Annotated in this window: 20 protein-coding genes; 12 read left to right on the forward strand and 8 right to left on the reverse strand. The window is 54.8% G+C overall.

Going from position 1 to position 16,758, the window contains the following annotated elements:
• Positions 1–329: 329 nt before the first annotated feature.
• Positions 330–959: a transcriptional regulator RcsA gene (gene rcsA / locus KGP17_RS16685; protein WP_059201125.1), complete on the forward strand. Its 630-nt coding sequence runs from the start codon at positions 330–332 to the stop codon at positions 957–959.
• 188 nt (positions 960–1,147) lie between these two features.
• Here rcsA and dsrB read toward each other — a convergent pair whose 3' ends face one another.
• The 3 genes from dsrB to KGP17_RS16700 form a co-directional block, all read right to left on the reverse strand.
• Entirely contained in the window at positions 1,148–1,348 is a 201-nt protein-coding gene (gene dsrB, locus KGP17_RS16690; protein WP_094983074.1) for a protein DsrB, read from the reverse strand.
• 244 nt (positions 1,349–1,592) lie between these two features.
• Positions 1,593–1,805, reverse strand: coding sequence for a transcription antiterminator/RNA stability regulator CspE (cspE, locus tag KGP17_RS16695; RefSeq protein WP_004946278.1), 213 nt, complete (start codon positions 1,803–1,805; stop codon positions 1,593–1,595).
• A gap of 287 nt (positions 1,806–2,092) precedes the next feature.
• Positions 2,093–2,956: an ion transporter gene (locus tag KGP17_RS16700; protein ID WP_059202054.1), complete on the reverse strand. Its 864-nt coding sequence runs from the start codon at positions 2,954–2,956 to the stop codon at positions 2,093–2,095.
• Positions 2,957–3,160: 204 nt separating this feature from the next.
• On the opposite strand from KGP17_RS16700, the gene KGP17_RS16705 reads away from it, so the two are divergent.
• Positions 3,161–3,370, forward strand: a complete 210-nt coding sequence (locus KGP17_RS16705) for a hypothetical protein (protein WP_021805739.1) — start codon at positions 3,161–3,163, stop codon at positions 3,368–3,370.
• 136 nt (positions 3,371–3,506) lie between these two features.
• On the forward strand, positions 3,507–4,514 hold the full coding sequence (locus KGP17_RS16710) for an NAD(P)H-quinone oxidoreductase (protein ID WP_223497995.1): 1,008 nt from the start codon (positions 3,507–3,509) through the stop codon (positions 4,512–4,514).
• Positions 4,515–4,589: 75 nt separating this feature from the next.
• On the opposite strand, the gene KGP17_RS16715 is transcribed toward KGP17_RS16710, so the two are convergent.
• The gene (locus KGP17_RS16715) at positions 4,590–4,979 is read right to left on the reverse strand and encodes a YidB family protein (RefSeq protein ID WP_223497996.1); all 390 of its coding nucleotides are present in this window, start codon (positions 4,977–4,979) and stop codon (positions 4,590–4,592) included.
• An 85-nt stretch (positions 4,980–5,064) separates the two neighbouring features.
• Positions 5,065–5,313: a GlsB/YeaQ/YmgE family stress response membrane protein gene (locus KGP17_RS16720; protein WP_021805741.1), complete on the reverse strand. Its 249-nt coding sequence runs from the start codon at positions 5,311–5,313 to the stop codon at positions 5,065–5,067.
• A 368-nt stretch (positions 5,314–5,681) separates the two neighbouring features.
• Between KGP17_RS16720 and KGP17_RS16725 the strand changes: the two genes are divergently transcribed.
• Positions 5,682–6,098 (forward strand): VOC family protein, encoded by a 417-nt coding sequence (locus tag KGP17_RS16725; protein WP_059201127.1) that lies wholly within the window; start codon positions 5,682–5,684, stop codon positions 6,096–6,098.
• 45 nt (positions 6,099–6,143) lie between these two features.
• Here the strand turns inward: KGP17_RS16725 and KGP17_RS16730 are convergent, their stop codons facing one another.
• Positions 6,144–6,341 carry a hypothetical protein gene (locus KGP17_RS16730; protein ID WP_021805744.1) on the reverse strand — a complete coding sequence of 66 codons (198 nt, stop codon included), beginning with the start codon at positions 6,339–6,341 and terminating at the stop codon, positions 6,144–6,146.
• 126 nt (positions 6,342–6,467) lie between these two features.
• Between KGP17_RS16730 and KGP17_RS16735 the strand changes: the two genes are divergently transcribed.
• The gene (locus KGP17_RS16735; RefSeq protein WP_223497997.1) at positions 6,468–8,024 is read left to right on the forward strand and encodes a GGDEF domain-containing protein; all 1,557 of its coding nucleotides are present in this window, start codon (positions 6,468–6,470) and stop codon (positions 8,022–8,024) included.
• Positions 8,025–8,026: 2 nt separating this feature from the next.
• Here the strand turns inward: KGP17_RS16735 and KGP17_RS16740 are convergent, their stop codons facing one another.
• Together KGP17_RS16740 and paaZ are read right to left on the reverse strand one after the other, a co-directional pair.
• A complete protein-coding gene (locus KGP17_RS16740) occupies positions 8,027–9,136 on the reverse strand; it encodes an AAA family ATPase (protein ID WP_179252787.1) in 1,110 nt (369 codons plus the stop codon).
• A 60-nt stretch (positions 9,137–9,196) separates the two neighbouring features.
• Positions 9,197–11,269: a phenylacetic acid degradation bifunctional protein PaaZ gene (paaZ, locus tag KGP17_RS16745; RefSeq protein WP_059201130.1), complete on the reverse strand. Its 2,073-nt coding sequence runs from the start codon at positions 11,267–11,269 to the stop codon at positions 9,197–9,199.
• A 318-nt stretch (positions 11,270–11,587) separates the two neighbouring features.
• Between paaZ and paaA the strand changes: the two genes are divergently transcribed.
• The 7 genes from paaA to paaG are packed head-to-tail and all read left to right on the forward strand — an operon-like array spanning position 11,588 to position 16,756.
• Positions 11,588–12,526, forward strand: a complete 939-nt coding sequence (gene paaA, locus KGP17_RS16750; protein WP_245398314.1) for a 1,2-phenylacetyl-CoA epoxidase subunit PaaA — start codon at positions 11,588–11,590, stop codon at positions 12,524–12,526.
• A gap of 14 nt (positions 12,527–12,540) precedes the next feature.
• The gene (paaB, locus tag KGP17_RS16755; RefSeq protein ID WP_223497999.1) at positions 12,541–12,828 is read left to right on the forward strand and encodes a 1,2-phenylacetyl-CoA epoxidase subunit PaaB; all 288 of its coding nucleotides are present in this window, start codon (positions 12,541–12,543) and stop codon (positions 12,826–12,828) included.
• A gap of 9 nt (positions 12,829–12,837) precedes the next feature.
• The gene (gene paaC / locus KGP17_RS16760) at positions 12,838–13,599 is read left to right on the forward strand and encodes a 1,2-phenylacetyl-CoA epoxidase subunit PaaC (RefSeq protein WP_223498000.1); all 762 of its coding nucleotides are present in this window, start codon (positions 12,838–12,840) and stop codon (positions 13,597–13,599) included.
• Positions 13,600–13,607: 8 nt separating this feature from the next.
• Positions 13,608–14,105: a 1,2-phenylacetyl-CoA epoxidase subunit PaaD gene (gene paaD, locus KGP17_RS16765; protein WP_223499671.1), complete on the forward strand. Its 498-nt coding sequence runs from the start codon at positions 13,608–13,610 to the stop codon at positions 14,103–14,105.
• A 14-nt stretch (positions 14,106–14,119) separates the two neighbouring features.
• Positions 14,120–15,178, forward strand: coding sequence for a 1,2-phenylacetyl-CoA epoxidase subunit PaaE (gene paaE, locus KGP17_RS16770; protein ID WP_223498001.1), 1,059 nt, complete (start codon positions 14,120–14,122; stop codon positions 15,176–15,178).
• A 9-nt stretch (positions 15,179–15,187) separates the two neighbouring features.
• A complete protein-coding gene (paaF, locus tag KGP17_RS16775) occupies positions 15,188–15,961 on the forward strand; it encodes a 2,3-dehydroadipyl-CoA hydratase PaaF (protein WP_223498002.1) in 774 nt (257 codons plus the stop codon).
• Positions 15,962–15,964: 3 nt separating this feature from the next.
• Positions 15,965–16,756, forward strand: coding sequence for a 2-(1,2-epoxy-1,2-dihydrophenyl)acetyl-CoA isomerase PaaG (gene paaG, locus KGP17_RS16780; protein ID WP_223498003.1), 792 nt, complete (start codon positions 15,965–15,967; stop codon positions 16,754–16,756).
• The last annotated feature ends 2 nt before the right edge of the window (positions 16,757–16,758 follow it).

Raw genomic sequence — 16,758 nt, forward strand, 5'->3', positions numbered from 1 at the left:
GAGCTATAAGAGACCCTTAAGAATCATCTGATTAACGGAAAATAGTACCACGATGAAAATAGCTAACCTTAGCAACAAATTTAAGGCTGACTACCCGGCGCCTACTGATATTTCCAGCCGCAAAATCGCCACAGCATAATAAGTCGACTTAAGCTAAACTGATGCTTTTGGTAGATTTAAAAATATAATTCGAAAAGACGTTGAGTCATGCCGGTTTTATTGATAGAAAGTTGCATTCATAAGATGTGATTTTTTTATAACTTTTAGCCTTTTATCTTCAGGCTTTTCTTTTTATAACCGCGTGGAAACGGACTTAAGTGGGAGGCTCTATGCCAATAATCATTATGGATTCATGCAGTTACACTAGATTAGGATTAACCGACTACCTGACGTCGCACGGGATGAAAAAGCGTCAGATTAGCGCCGTCAATCATATCGACGGCCTGCATGAGAAGTGCGCCAAACTTAAGCCTAATATGGTATTCCTGAATGAAGACTGCTTCATTCATGAAGCGGATGCGACAGAAAGAATAAAACGCGTGATATCTCTTAATCCCGATACTTTATTCTTTATTTTCATGGCCATCACCAACGTACATTTCGACGATTATTTATACGTCCGCAAGAACGTGATCATCTCGTCAAAATCGATTAAACCGCAAACCATGAGTCAGTTGCTTAACCACTACCTCGAAAGAAAGCTGGTTCGCCCGGAAAAAAGCTCGCTGGATCAGACGCCTGTCACACTAAGCCAAACCGAGTCAAACATGCTGCGCATGTGGATGTCCGGCCAAGGCACCATCCAGATCTCCGATCAAATGCAGATCAAGGTGAAAACCGTCTCTTCCCATAAGGGAAACATCAAAAGAAAGATCAAAACTCACAACAAGCAGATCATCTACCATGTTGTCCGCCTGACCGACACGCTTACCAGCGGCATTTTCGTCAACAGCCGTTGATAGCCATTACGACCAAATAAAGCGACAGCGGAACGCAGTGGTGTAGAGTTCGACAGAAAAACGCCCGTTTTCAGCGGCAATGCTGCCGCTACGGGTATTTGGACAGACTTTCAACACCGCATGACAGTGTGGCCAGGTTTAAGCCCGCCAGCCAGACCAGCGGCAAGCAGGTAAATGCAGGCAAAGATTTAATCCTGTTCAGCGTTGCGCAATTCTACAAAGGTGCCATCGCGGCTATCGATCTCATTGAAGAACCACACGCCCGCCGGATAATCTTCCAGTGACACCAGATACATCGTGCCTTCATTAAACACTTCAACTTCCAGCACTACCCCTTCACGACGAGGGCCACCGTCGGTCTTTACCGTCACCAGATCGTTAACTTTCATGCTCTACCTCGTTATTTATCCCGGATATCAGTCTATTACAGTTGACGAAAAGAACCCACCGTTGCGTAATGCACTCCGCCTCTGAGCCATCATGCGACGCCCCCCATTAAGCTTAGCAGAACTGAGACAGGGTCTTTCAGACCTCTGGAATAGCGCGTTAAACGTCTCTGCGCCCCACCGTGCTCATATCACAGACACAAAAAAACCCGCCTTGGCGGGTTTTTGTTAATCAGCGAGAGGCCGATTAGATAGCGGTAACGTTAGCCGCTGACGGACCTTTAGCACCGTTCTCGATAGAGAACTGTACGTTCTGGCCTTCAGCCAGGGTCTTGAAGCCTTGATCCTGAATTGCAGAGAAGTGTACGAACACGTCTTTGCTGCCGTCTGCAGGAGTGATGAAACCAAAACCTTTAGACTCGTTGAACCACTTCACTTGACCTTTGATCATGTTAGACATGTTGAATTCCTTCAATAAAAAATTTAAGCCACCATGGGCATGAAATAGCCGGTCATCAGTTACTTATGGAGGCACTAGAAAGGAAATTCGTCAGTGAAGAGCTATCAAGGATAACGCTTTAAATTTGAACTACTTTACTCAAAATGTCGTGCATAAATAGGTCTGTACCACAGGCCGAGAATCATTAACTCATGTCGGGCGTATAATAGCAACTCTTTTTAGCTCGTGAGGCTGGAAAGGGAGACCAAACGCACAGAATTTGCTCCCACCTGGCGAAATTATCGGCGTTATCTTGCGGATTTCACTGACAATGGTGGTAACGCAGCGCCACAAAATTTACAAAACTTCGCCTCGGCTTCATGCCCACCGCGGTCGCATTGTGCACAATGGCGCTGTTCCCGATAGCGCTGCATCTCCTGCGACATGTAGGCGGTCAGGATCCCCGTAGGCACCGCAATAATCGAATACCCTACCAGGATCAGCACCGAAGCCAGCATCCGCCCTAATGGCGTGTGGGGCACAATATCACCGTAGCCCACGGTGGTTAACGTGACTACCGCCCAATACATCGATGCGCCAAGGCTGGTAAATCCACCACTGCCTCCCTCCACCGCGTACATCAAGCCACCAAATACGCACAGCATCACGCCGACAAAACCAAAGAACAGGGTCAGCTTATGGCGCGCCAGCTTGATACTGCGCCAGACAATGCTCATCTCACTCATGTAGCGCAACAGTTTCAACACCCGCAACACGCGCAGGATCCGCAATACACGCAGCAGAGCAATATACTCCACCGCCATATGCGGGAATATCCAGATAATATACATCGGCAACATCGTCAGCAGATCGACGATACCGAAAAAGCTGATGGCATAGCGCTCTTTACTCGGCGTGCACCACAGCCGCAACAGATACTCCGCCGTAAAAAGGGTGGTGAAAAAGACCTCCGCCAAAAACAGCTGATAAAGCACTTGGGCATTAGGAGTATACAGCGAGCTGCCGCCGGGTTCGATAAACAGCAACAGCACGCTGAGCAGCGCCGTGCTCACCCAAAATAGCTGCATCCTGCGCCCAGTGCGGGTTTGGTTGCTGAACAACAGCTGATAGCTACGCTGGCGCAGGGTCTGCTTTCGCACTTTGTTGGTCATAATCCATTGTCTGCTCAAAAGGTTTGCGCTCATACTAAATCTGAACCTCCTTGCCACCAAATTTAACCCATGACAGGATCATGAGAAAACGGGCGCCAAGCCGCAAAACGGCCCAGCGTCATATTTCCATCACAAAAATGTCACAATCCAGCCATATGATGGCTAGCGATTATCCGCTCCGGGTTAACACCAAGGATTTCGCCTATGAACACCGTAAAAGCCATTAATCATCAGCAGGCAGAGACGCTGATCCGTTCAGGATCGGCGAAAAAGATTGAGCTGGCCTATGACATTGACAGCGACGATTTTTTCCAGCTCGCCAGCCTGTGGTGCGATCAGGGTGCCAAGATTTCCAAAGGCAAAAAGCACTTTATCGTCTCGCTGAAAGGTTTTCGTATCCCACCAAACGACTGATCCTCTGCCCCTCTGCGGCGGTATTTCTGCTTGTCTAGACAAAACCGCCCTTTCGCACACATGCCAACTCTGTTATCCCTATAAGATAATCCAGCCGGGAATACCCCGAATACGCAGATTGATCAAGGAGAACGGCATGTCAGCCAACGCACAACTACCTGAAAACATGAAGGTCATCGAAATCAGCCAGCCGGGCGAACCAGAGGTTCTGGTGAGTGCGGAGCGCCCGTTACCGGTATTGGGCCAGGGTGAAATACTGGTGAAAGTCGCTGCCGCCGGCGTCAACCGCCCGGATGTTCTGCAGCGTCGTGGGCAATATGCGCCACCTCCGGGCGCCTCGGACATTCCAGGGTTGGAAATTGCTGGCACGGTGGTAGCCGTTGGCGTTGGGGTACAACGCTATGCCCCGGGTGATGCCGTATGTGCGCTGATCGCCGGTGGAGGCTATGCGGAATACTGCAAGGTGCATGAAAGCAATGCGCTGCCGGTCCCGAAAGGCTTCAGCATGATTGAAGCGGCCGCCATGCCGGAAACCTTCTTCACCGTTTGGGTCAACGTATTTCAACGTGGTCATCTTCGGGCCGGGGAAACCGTGCTGATCCACGGTGGCACGTCTGGCATTGGCACGGTTGCCACCCTGTTGGCCAAAGCGTTCTGCGCCTATGTCATCACTACCGTTGGTTCTGAAGAAAAGCGTGAGGCCAGCCTGGCATTGGGTGCCGACGTCGCCATCAACTACCGCACTGAAGATTTTGTCGAGCTGACCAAAACCGCCACCAACGGCAAAGGAGCCGATGTCATCGTCGATCTGATCGCGGGGGATTACGTGGAGAAGAACTACCGTGCCGCCGCAATGGACGGGCGTATCGTACAAATCGGCACGCAAAACGGCATAGTGAAGGAACTGAACCTGATGCCACTGCTGCTTAAGCGCCTGACCCATACCGGCTCAACGCTGCGGCCGCGCAGTGTGGAAGATAAAGCCCAGATCGCTGCCGAACTGGAGCTGAAAGTGTGGCCGTTGCTGGAACGCGGGGAGTTAAAGCCGCAGATTTTCCAGACTTTCCCGTTAGAGCAAGCCGCACAGGCCCATGCCCTGATGGAGTCTAGTGCGCATATCGGTAAAATTATGCTGACGCTGTAATGGCAACCCTCCGGCCATAAACCGGAGGGCTAGGCTGTGTCCCTCAATTGACCGTGGTGCCGTCGCAGTCCCATATCAGCCGAACAGTTTACCTTTCAGCAAATCCATCCCGGCGCTCATCAGATCGCCGCCCTGTGGCTCCTGGCCATTGGGTGATAGTTTATCGGTGATCATCGGCAAATACTGGGCAATCAGAGCAGAAGCCTGTGCCGGATCGATCCCCAATTTGCCTGCCAGTTGTGCAATGGCATCGGTACTTAACGCCTGCTCAACGTGTTCACCGCTGATTGGCTGATTTTCACCCGTGCCGATCCAGGAGGCGACCACGTCCGCCAAATTTCCCTGGCGGAATTTTTCCAGGATAGCTGGCAGACCACCTTGCTGTTCAACCCACTGCAAAATGGCGCTGTAATCCATTCCTTTGCCACCGCTCAATGCTCCGACTAACCCATCCAGTAATCCCATCGCTATCCCCTTCTCAAACGCTGTACGTTCATCGTATTTAAAAGAAAAAGGGCCGCCGCAGCGACCCCAGTTGATCGAACCCGGCTTAGCTTCTGATCTTTCTGTAGACAAAAAGCACCACCAGGGCACCGATAACAGCAACCACAAAGCTGCCCAGGTTAAAGCCATCAACCCGGCCCATACCGAAGAAGGTACTGATATAGCCGCCGACAACCGCACCCACCACACCCAGGATCACGGTCATGATGAAGCCGCCGCCGTCTTTACCCGGCATGATCCACTTGGCCAAAATACCGGCGATTAACCCAAAAACGATCCAGGAAATGATACCCATTTTTACTCTCCCTCATTAACCCGTTGCCTGAACTTGCTGGCAATGCCATTATCAAGACGTTGTCCGTCAGCGACCACCCGCTGACAGTATTTACGTCTCTGTACCTTACTACTATAGTCAAAAATCAGCGAGTTACCTACCTCTTGCAGTCTGAAAATCACTGTGTGAAATTTGTGCGATTTTCATCCGGCTGTCATATTGTGTGGCGATAATCAGCTATACTGAATAATGCTCAACCGAACTTCGACCGAGGATAGCGCCATGAGCAACCCCCCTTTCATGCTGTTTTTGGTTTTGGTTTATACCTTGGCCGCCGTGTGGGATGGTTCCGCTGCGCTGTTGTTTATGTGAAAGAAACAGGAGGAGCCATGCTGATTCAACCCTATCTGTTTTTTGCCGGTGACTGTGAGCAAGCGGTGAATTTTTATGCCCAGCAGCTAAACGGCAATATAGAAATCATGATGCGTTACAAAGATATCCCGGCAGAGGAGCAGCAAAATGGGCCGCCCAATGCCGCCCCTGACTCGATTATGCATGCCAGGCTGGTGATCGGGGATAACGTCATTATGGCATCGGATGGATGCCCGGCCGACTCAAGCGGGCAGACACATAGAGGGTATTCACTGTCGATCCGCAGTGAGAGCGTCGAGCAAGGTGGCGAGGTATTTAACCGGCTAGCCCAAGGTGGCACCATCACCATGCCTTTCCAACCGACCTTCTGGGCCAAGGGCTTTGGCATGCTGACCGATAAGTTCGGTGTCAACTGGATGGTCAACGTCGAGTAATCGCACGGTGCAGTGCCTGGCTGTGAGGATAGGCACTGCCCAACGCTAACGATGCCAGCTAGCAGCCACCAGTGAGAACAAGACAAACAACACCAGCAACAATACCAGAGCCAACCGCCAGAAAGGTGCTTTGCGCCGCTGGTAGGCGATAATCATCAATCCGGCCAGCGCCAGAAGCGTAAACGGGTAATATACCGCCAGTATCAGTAAAACCTGCATCATAGCGTCAGATAATGCTGCCATGCGCCCCCCCGATACCAATTTATGCTGAACATATCCCGGAAATATAACGGAACATGCAAGATGGAAATAGAAGGGTTAAGATTGTTCGCAATCCCCGTACCTAACTGATTCCATGACAGGAATGCTATGCTAGCACCCCAGCTCCCGCCCCAAAAACAACCATTATCCGGGAAAAACAAAAACTCGCCGTTACTCTATCAGGCTGGCGTGTTTGTGATTATCGTCGTGCTCACCCTGATCATGTTCAATGCCTGGCAAATCTGGAACGCTCATCAACGCAATCTGCAGATTGCCGAAAATGACTCGCAGAATCTGGCCAGATCGCTGGCGCAACATGCCGAAGATACTTTTGCGCAGATAGACAATAACCTGATCGATCTCAGCGAACGCATTGAAACCGATGGCTTAGGCCAACCCCAGCGTTTACGCCTGCAAAAAATCATGCAGACTCAGGCCAGTAACTTTCCGCAACTGCATGGCAGTTTTATCTATGATGCCCAGGGCAACTGGATCCTGACGTCCAACGGTAAACCCCTCAGCCATGCCAATAATGCTGACCGGGCCTACTTTAAATACCACCTCACCCACAACAATAATATGATTTATATCGGCGAGGTGATCCGCAGCCGCTCGACCGGCGATTTGGTTATCCCGGTATCGCGCCGCCTGAACCTTGCGGACGGCAGCTTTGCCGGCGTGGTCATTTCGACGCTGTATGTCGATTATTTCCGCCAGTTTTACAACACCTTTGCCCTTAACAACGATGCCTCACTCAGCCTGATACTGGCTGACGGCTCCGTTTTGTACCGCCGCCCTTACAATGAGAATGCCATCGGGAAAAACATCTCCCACAGCATTTTCTTCCGCGAAGTTCTGCCGCATTCGGCCTTTGGCAACGTCACCATGCTCTCACAATTCGACAATGTTGAACGGATATATGGTTATTCGCGGGTGGAACGCTATCCACTGGTGATCACCGCCGGGCTGTCGAAAAAAGACGTTCTGGCCGACTGGCGCAACGATGCGTCACTTTTTGCACTCGGTGGAGGAGTCCTGCTGTCCATACTGTTGGCCCTGGGGTTGGTGCTGATACGTCAGATTAACCAGAGCGTACAGACCGAAGTCGAGCTGGTGCGCACCCGTGATCAACTGACGCTGATGAACCACACGCTGGAAGAACTGGCCTTGTTAGATGGCTTGACTGGCCTTGCCAACCGCCGCCAGTTTGATATCGCGCTAAAAAACGAAATGACGCGGGCGGCGCGTAACGATCGCAGCGTAGCCCTATTGATGCTGGATATTGATTATTTTAAACAGTTTAACGATATCTACGGCCACGTGGCTGGGGATCAGTGTTTGCAACAGTTGGGGCGCATGCTGAAAAGCATGGTCAACCGCCCTGGCGATCTGATGGCGCGTTACGGTGGAGAGGAGCTGGCGATTATTCTGCCGGATACCGATCTTCAAGGCGCAATCGCCTTTGCCGAACGGGTTCTGGAGGGCATCCGGCAGTTAAAGATCGCCCACACAGGCAGCCCCCTGGGGATGATCACCGCCAGCATCGGTGCCAGTGCTAAAGTCCCGCATCCGTATAACGATACGCCGCTGAGCTTGGTCAACCTGGCGGATAACGCCCTGTATACGGCGAAGAAAAGCGGTAAGAACCGGGTTTGCAGCCTCTAGGCTCAGGCTTGCTGCGCAACGATGGTTTCCCCCTGCTGTTGAGTGAGCTGGTAATGCGTTACGGCACAATGCTCGGCAATCAAATCCGCCAGTAACGGAGAATGGCTGGTCACCCACAGCTGACTGTAACGGCTGGCTTCAGCAATCAGTTGTGCCAACGCGGGCAACAGATCTGGGTGTAAACTGTTCTCCGGCTCGTTCAATGCCATAAAGGCCGGAGGTCTTGGGCTGAGCATAGCCACCGCCAGACACAGAAAGCGCAGCGTACCGTCGGAGAGTTCTGCCGCTTCAAGCGGCCGCAGGATCCCCTCTCGATGCATCAACAGTTCAAAACGCCCCTGCGGTGCCTGCACCTCAAACTCAGAATCAGGGAAAGCCCGCCGCAGAATGCCGCACAATAAATTACCATTGCCAATCTCGATGATGGTTCTGAATGCCGCCGCCAGATTACTACCATCGTGCGCCAGCACCGGGGCACGAATACCAACCTGTGGGACACGCAGCGGTGAACCCGGCCAAACCGCAAACTCATGGTAAAAACGCCATTGCCGCAGAATTTCCCTGGCCTGCGATAACTCGGGGTAGAGATGCGGATCGGACAACTGACCAAATACCGATTCTTCCGCATATAACACTCCGGCGTAAGCCGCCCTTTCCCCCTGAATATTGGTGAGAAATGCGGTTTGATTAACGCGTTCCAACAGACGCATCGAATTACGGCGCCGATGCCCACTCAGCCACAGCGACTCCTGCTTGACCAGTGGATCCAGCGTAAACAGGCTTGGCTCAGAACTATTATCGGGAGGGGGAAAGCCAAGCTGGATTTCATAATCAAAATCCTCCAGGGTGGCCGACAGGATCATCCGTTTGGGATCGCCGCGTTTATCGCCCAAGCGTGCTCCACCTGCCCACATCGCATTTTGAATGCCACCCTCTTCTGCCAAGGCGAGCGAAAGCCGCCCACTGGCTGCTTCATGGATTAATCGCACGGCTTTATACAGGTTGGATTTACCACATCCGTTTGGGCCACTGATCACATTTACACGGCCAAGAGTAAGCTGCACATTACGGATGGAACGAAAACCATTGAGGGTAAGCTGTTGAATAGTCATGTGTAGATCATTTCAGCAAATTATGGGGCATCTTAACATGATGCCCCCGACGATCCAGCCTTAGTGTTCCGTGTTGAAATCCCCTTCCTGGCGCGCCACCAGCGTCAGAATGCTATACAGCGCGACGGCCTGCTGATGCTGGTTGAGCACCTGTACATCCCAGACCACCACGCCATGCGGACGATCCTCGGCGGTTTTTTGCGGCTTGCGGATTTTCTTTTTACAGGTCAACCGCACCTGAATGGTGTCGCCAATCTTCACCGGTTCGATAAAACGCAGGTTTTCCATGCCGTAGTTGGCAATCACCGGCCCGACGCCCGGATCGACAAACAGCCCGGCGGCGGCAGACACCACAAAGTAACCGTGGGCCACTCGCTCACCAAACAGTGATTCCGCCGCACCGATCTTGTCCATATGCGCGTAGAAATGATCGCCGCTCAGGCAGGCAAAGTTGACAAGATCGGCTTCGGTAATGGTACGGCGGGCAGTCAGCAAGCTTTCGCCAATCTGCAACTGCTCAAAGTATTTGCGGAACGGGTGTACCTGCTCCTCCACCACGTCGGCACCCCGAACCCATTCACGGCTGATGGCCGCCAGCATCGACGGGCTGCCCTGGATTGCCGTGCGCTGCATATAGTGTTTTACCGCCCGCAGCCCACCAAGCTCTTCCCCACCGCCTGCTCGCCCAGGCCCGCCGTGTACCAGCAAAGGCAATGGTGAGCCGTGGCCGGTCGATTCAGTAGCCGCGTGGCGATCCAGCACCAACATACGGCCGTGTGCGCAGGCGGTTGCTCGAATAAACTGTGACGCCAGCTCCGCATCAGCCGTCACCAACGATCCGGCCAGGCTACCTTGCCCCAGCAACGCCAACTCAATGGCCTGTTCGGTAGTTTGATAAGGCATCAGCGTCGCCACCGGGCCAAACGCCTCGGTGCCATGTACGGCCTGATGGCGGAACGGATCGGCGCAGTACAGCAGGGTGATCGGATAAAACGCGCCTGATTGCGCGCCATCGCCCACCACCTCCAATTTATCCAGCGTAGCGCCACAGAGTGGCTCACAGCCATTGCGCATCAGGAATTCCACCTTTTGCTGCACGTCGTCGCGCTGTTCCTGATTGACCAACGCCCCCATCCGCACTTGCTCCAACACTGGGTCGCCAATTTTTACGCCCGCCAGCCGCTGCAACAGCGCTTGCTGTACCTCGGCAATGCGGGCCGCCGGAACGATAATGCGCCGGATAGCAGTACACTTTTGCCCCGCCTTGCTGGTCATTTCGCGGCTGACCTCTTTGATAAACAGCGCAAACTCCGGCATCTCTGGCGTCACGTCCTCCCCTAACACGCAGCAGTTTAACGAGTCGGCTTCCATGGTAAAGGCGATGGATTTTTCCAGCAGGCGCGGGTGGGAACGTAGCTTCTGCCCGGTTTGCGCCGAGCCGGTAAAGGTCACCGCATCCTGATAATCGAGGTGATCGAACATATCGCCCACGCCGCCGCAGATCAGTTGCAAAGCTCCTTCCGGCACCAGCCCGCTGTCGATAATCAGCTTCACCATCGCCTGTGTTAGCTGTGCCGAAGCGGTGGCGGGTTTGATGATGGCCGGCATCCCCGCCAGCCAGGTAGGTGCCAGCTTCTCCAACATTCCCCAGCAAGGGAAGTTGAAGGCGTTGATATGCAGCGCAACGCCAGGGCGAGAGGTCAGCACATGGCGTGCGGCAAACTGCGATTGCTTGGAAAGTGGGATCAGTTCATCTTCCGGCCACAGCGTATCGTCCGGCAATTCGCGCCCTGCCAATCCCGCATAGGAGAACAGCGTGGCGATACCACCTTCGATATCAACCCAGCTGTCATTGCGCGTGGCACCGGTTTGATAGGAGATCTGATACAGCGCTTCTTTATTAGCCAGCAGGTGTTTAGCCACCGCTTTCATCATCTGGGCGCGCTGCTGAAACGTCATCTTTGCCAGCGCCGTGCCGCCCAGCTTGCGGGCATAGCTCAGGCTGGCGGCCAACGGCAGCCCGTCGGAGCAGACCTGATACAAAGGCTCGCCGGTCACGGCATGCTGGATCTGGCGGGATTGCCCCTGGCCGTACACCCAAGCGCCAGAAAGGTAACTGGTTAACTGCTGCATTTGCTCCTCCGGAATTCATAAATAGACACCATCAATATTAATGATGTATCACATATTTTCCACTCTGCGCCAGGTTAAAATTTAACAAAAGCAAAACAAAATCATCAAACCGGTGCGTTAACGCCAACTTGATCGATAACCCAGAAAAACAAATAATCATTAAAATCAACAAAATAACAAAATACATTGTGATAGCCATCGCAAAATCACAGTATTTGCATTTGATCTTACTGTTATCAACTTGTAACTTTACGGTTAGTTAAAGTGATTCACATTTTTGGTTTTAATGTGAAAAACATGAATCACCAAGAGGCAAGTATGACAACTGACGCACAATTTCAGCAGCACTTTGACGACAAGATCGCCGCCGATATCTCCATCGAAGCCAAAGACTGGATGCCGGATGCCTATCGCCGCAACCTGATCCGGCAAATCGGCCAACATGCGCATTCCGAAGTGGTCGGCATGTTGCCTGAAGCCAATTGGCTGACCCGCGCCCCTTCCCTGCGGCGCAAAGCGGTGTTACTGGCGAAAGTCCAGGATGAGGCCGGGCACGGTCTTTATCTGTACAGCGCGGCGGAAACCCTCGGCTGCACCCGCCAGGATATCTACCAAAAGATGCTCGCCGGTCAGATGAAGTACTCCTCGATCTTCAACTATCCAACGCTGAACTGGGCTGACATTGGCGTGATCGGCTGGCTGGTCGACGGTGCCGCCATCGTCAATCAGGTAGCTCTGTGCCGTGCCTCTTACGGCCCCTATGCCAGGGCGATGGTGAAAATCTGTAAAGAAGAGAGCTTCCACCAGCGTCAAGGCTATGAAGCCGTGATGGTGATGGCCCAGGGCAGCGAAGCGCAAAAGGCCATGTTACAGGACGCCATCAACCGCTTCTGGTGGCCAGCGCTGATGATGTTTGGCCCCAACGATAGCGATTCCCCCCACAGCGCACAGAGCATGGCCTGGAAAATCAAACGCCACAGCAATGACGAGCTGCGGCAGAAGTTTATCGACAACACCGTACCGCAACTGGAAGCCCTGGGCATGACCGCCCCCGATGCCGATTTGGCATGGGATGAAGCCAGCGGACATTACCGCTTTGGCGAGATCGACTGGGCAGAGCTGCACGACGTGATCCAGGGGCGTGGGCAGTGCAACCACGAACGCCTGCAAGCCAAGCGTAAAGCCTGGGACGAAGGCAGTTGGGTACGGGATGGTGCCACGGCACATGCCAGCAAACGCGCGGCAAATGCAGCTTAATCGAGGAGAGAAAAATGACTCACGCCGAATGGCCGTTGTATGAAGTGTTTATCCGCAGCAAGCAGGGTTTGGCCCATCGCCACGTGGGCAGCCTGCATGCTGCAGACGATCAGATGGCGCTGGAAAACGCCCGCGATGCCTACACCCGACGCAGTGAGGGCTGTTCGATCTGGGTGGTGCAATCCTGCCATCTGATCGCCTCTCAAACGGAGGATCGGGCGGCATTCTTCGATCCTTCCGACGACAAAATCTACCGTCATCCCACGTTCTACACCATCCCCGACGGCATCAAGAACATGTAGAGGCAGGCCATGACGATGAGTAACGCAGCAACAATCAGCTATGCCCTGCGCTTGGGCGATACACCGCTCATTCTGGCACAGCGCCTGTGCGCTTGGTGTGGTCATGCTCCTGAGCTGGAGATCGACCTGGCACTGGCCAATATTGGCCTCGATCTGCTGGGCCAGGCGCGCAATTTTCTGGCCTATGCCGCCGAGCTTTCCGGCCCGCAGCACAGCGAAGACAGCCTGGCCTTCGGCCGCGACGAACGTGAATTCCACAACCTGCTGTTGGCAGAACAACCCAACGGCGGCTTTAACGACACGCTGGTACGCCAGTTCTTGCTCGATACCTACCACGTGCTGCTGCACCGGGAATTGAGCCGCAGCAAAGACGGCCAACTGGCCGCCATCGCCGCCAAATCGCTGAAGGAAGCAGATTATCACCTGCGCTTCAGCCACGGCTGGATGATCCGCCTGGGTGACGGCAGTGAAATCAGCCACCAGAAGATCCAGCAGTCATTAAACGATCTGTGGCGCTTCACCGCCGAGCTGTTCCACGCCGACGAGATTGAGCTGCAATTGACCGAACGGGGTATTGCCGTCGATCCACGCCAATTGCAGGCGCCGTGGCAGGCGATGGTGAACGATACGCTGCAACAGGCCACGCTCGCGCTGCCCACCGAGCAGGCGTTTCGCCACGGCGGCAAGCAAGGGCGGCACACTGAACACCTCGGCCCAATGTTGGCAGAGATGCAGTTTCTGCCACGCGCTTACCCGAACTGTAGCTGGTAGAAGCAATGATGAATATCACCCGACTGCAACCGGCCGAGATCCCGCAGATCTGGCACTGCTTACAGCAGATCAGCGATCCCGAACTGCCGGTACTGTCCATTACCGATCTGGGCATGGTACGTGACGTGGAGCGCGATGGTGCAGGCTGGCACATCACCTTTACCCCAACCTATTCCGGCTGCCCGGCGACCGAGTTCCTGCTCAACGCCATTGAACAGACGCTGAACGAGGCGGGTTTCAGCCCGGTGAAGATCACCATCAGCCTCAGCCCGGCATGGACCACCGACTGGATGAATGCGGATGCTCGCCGACGCCTGCGTGAATACGGCGTGGCACCACCGCAGGGGCAAACCTGTGAGAAGCCTTTAGCCCACGGCCCGGTGCAGTGCCCCCGTTGCGGCAGCGAGCACACGGAAAAGATCAGCGAGTTCGGTTCCACCGCCTGCAAAGCGCTTTACCGCTGCTGTGAATGTCGGGAACCGTTCGACTATTTCAAATGTATTTAGGAGTACTGAAAACCATGACGGTCTTTCATCGCCTGAATGTCGCGGCAATCGAGCGCGAAACCCCGGACGCCGTAGCCATCACGCTGCGCGTCCCTGACGAACTGAAATCCCATTACGGCTATACCCCCGGCCAGCACCTCACGCTCAAAGCGCGGGTCAATGGCGAAGAGCTGCGCCGCTGCTACTCCATCTGTAGCGCACCGCAGGATGGCGTATTGCAAATCGGCATCAAGGCGATCCATCAGGGGCGCTTCTCTTCGTTTATCAACCAAAGTTTGCAGGTGGGAGACGAGTTGGAAGTGATGCTGCCGCAGGGCCGTTTTGGTTACCAGCCGCAGGCACAAACCCAGGGCAACTATCTGGCGATCGCCGCCGGTTCTGGCATCACACCGATGCTGTCGATCATCAAGGCGACGTTGCAATTGGAACCCAACAGCCAGTTCACGCTGATCTACGGCAACCGTACCAGCCGCTCGGTGATGTTTAAAGAAGCCCTCTCGGATCTGAAAAACCGTTATCCGCAGCGCTTCCAGCCGCTGTATCTCTTTAGCCAGGAAAATCTCGACAGCCCACTGCTCAGTGGCCGCATCGACCGTGACCACCTGACCGCGCTGGGTAACACGCTGGTGGACTTCAACGAGTTCGACCACGCCTTTATCTGCGGCCCGGAAGCGATGATGGACGACGCGCACACCGTGCTGGAGCTAGCCGGTATGCCTGCCGAGCGTATTCACAGCGAGCGTTTCAACACCAGCGGCATCGTCGCCCGGCCTGCCAATGCAGGTAGCCGCAACGCTACCCAGGTAGAGATCCGGCTCGACGGCCGCAGCCTCAAAATCGACGTCGGCAGCAAGGATGACAGCATTCTGGATGCCGCATTGCGCCAAGGAGCCGATTTGCCCTATGCCTGTAAAGGCGGCGTCTGCGCCACCTGCAAATGCAAGCTGAAGGCCGGTGAGGTGGATATGGCGATCAACTACAGCCTGGAGCCGGATCAGTTGGCGGCAGGTTATGTCTTGAGCTGCCAGTCCTGGCCACGCGGTGAAGGCGTGGTGCTGGACTTTGACGTTTAGGAGCCGACGATGGAAACCCCTTGGATCCTGCGCGAACAGCAGCAACGCGTGGTCACACTGACGCTGCACCGCCCCGATGCCCGCAACGCCTTGAGCACCGCCTGCCTGGAGCAGTTGGTTTATCAACTGGAACAGGCCGATAGCGATACCGACGTCGGTGCCGTGGTGATCGCCGGTGCCGCCCGGTTCTTCGCCGCCGGTGCCGATCTGCGCGAATTGCAGCAGCAGGATGTCGCCGCCACCCAGCTCGATCACCGCCCTTTGCTATGGCAGCGCTTGGCCCAGTTCAGCAAACCCTTGCTGGCGGCGGTGAACGGTTACGCGCTCGGTGCTGGCTGTGAGCTGGCTCTGGCCTGCGACATTACGATTTGCGGCGAAAGCGCCCGCTTCGGCCTGCCGGAAATCACTTTAGGCCTGATGCCTGGAGCCGGTGGTACTCAACGCCTGATCCGCAGCGTGGGCAAGTCCCGCGCCTATCAAATGGTGCTGACCGGTGAAGCCATAGACGCCCGCTGCGCACTGCAAGCCGGGCTGGTGAGCGAGGTTTGCGTCGACGCATTAACGCTGGAGCGTACTCAACAACTGGCCCAACGCATCAGCCAACAGGCACCGCTGGCGCTGCGCGCGGCCAAACAGGCGCTAAAACAGGCGCAGGAAACCGGCCTCAACCAAGGCTTGCAGATGGAGCGCCAGCAGTTTGTCACCCTGGCCGCCACCGAAGATCGCCGGGAAGGCATTGCCGCCTTCTTCGAAAAACGTACACCGAACTATCAAGGGCGCTGATTTATGGAAAACGCATTCATTCTTAGCCACATCGAAGCCGGGGTGTTGACCATTACCCTGAATCGCCCCGACCGGCTCAACAGCTTTAACGATGAAATGCACCACCAGCTCAGCGAGGCGCTGACCGTAGCCGAACGCGATGACAGCGTGCGTTGCGTGCTGATCACCGGTGCCGGGCGTGGCTTCTGCGCCGGGCAGGATCTGAACGATCGTAACGTCAGTGTGGATCAGGCTCCTCCGGATCTTGGGCTGTCCGTAGAACGTTTTTACAACCCGCTGATCCGCCGCCTGAGCGCGCTACCCAAGCCGATCGTCTGCGCGGTTAACGGCGTTGCTGCCGGAGCGGGTGCCGCGCTGGCAATGGCCTGCGACATCGTGGTGGCCGCCGACAACGCCAGCTTCATCCAATCCTTCTGCAAACTGGGCCTGGTGCCAGACTCCGGCGGCAGTTGGTATCTGCCCCGCCTGGCCGGGCATGCGCGAGCCATGGGTATGGCGCTGCTGGGGGACAAAATCAGCGCTCAGCAGGCGCTGGAGTGGGGAATGATCTGGCAGGTCGTGGCTGCCGCCGAGCTGGCCGGCCACACCCAGAGCATGGCCAAACAGCTTGCTACCCAACCTACCTACGGCCTGGGGCTGATTAAAAAAGCCATGTACAGCTCGGCCAGCAATACGCTCGACCAGCAGCTCGATTTAGAGCGCGATTTACAGCGCCTGGGTGGCCGTAGTGAAGACTATCGCGAAGGCGTCAGCGCCTTCTTCGCCAAACGTTCACCGAACTTCAGCGGGAAATAGCC

Origin of the sequence: Serratia sp. JSRIV001 (genome assembly GCF_019968745.1) — a bacterium.
Taxonomy (GTDB): domain Bacteria; phylum Pseudomonadota; class Gammaproteobacteria; order Enterobacterales; family Enterobacteriaceae; genus Chania; species Chania fonticola_B.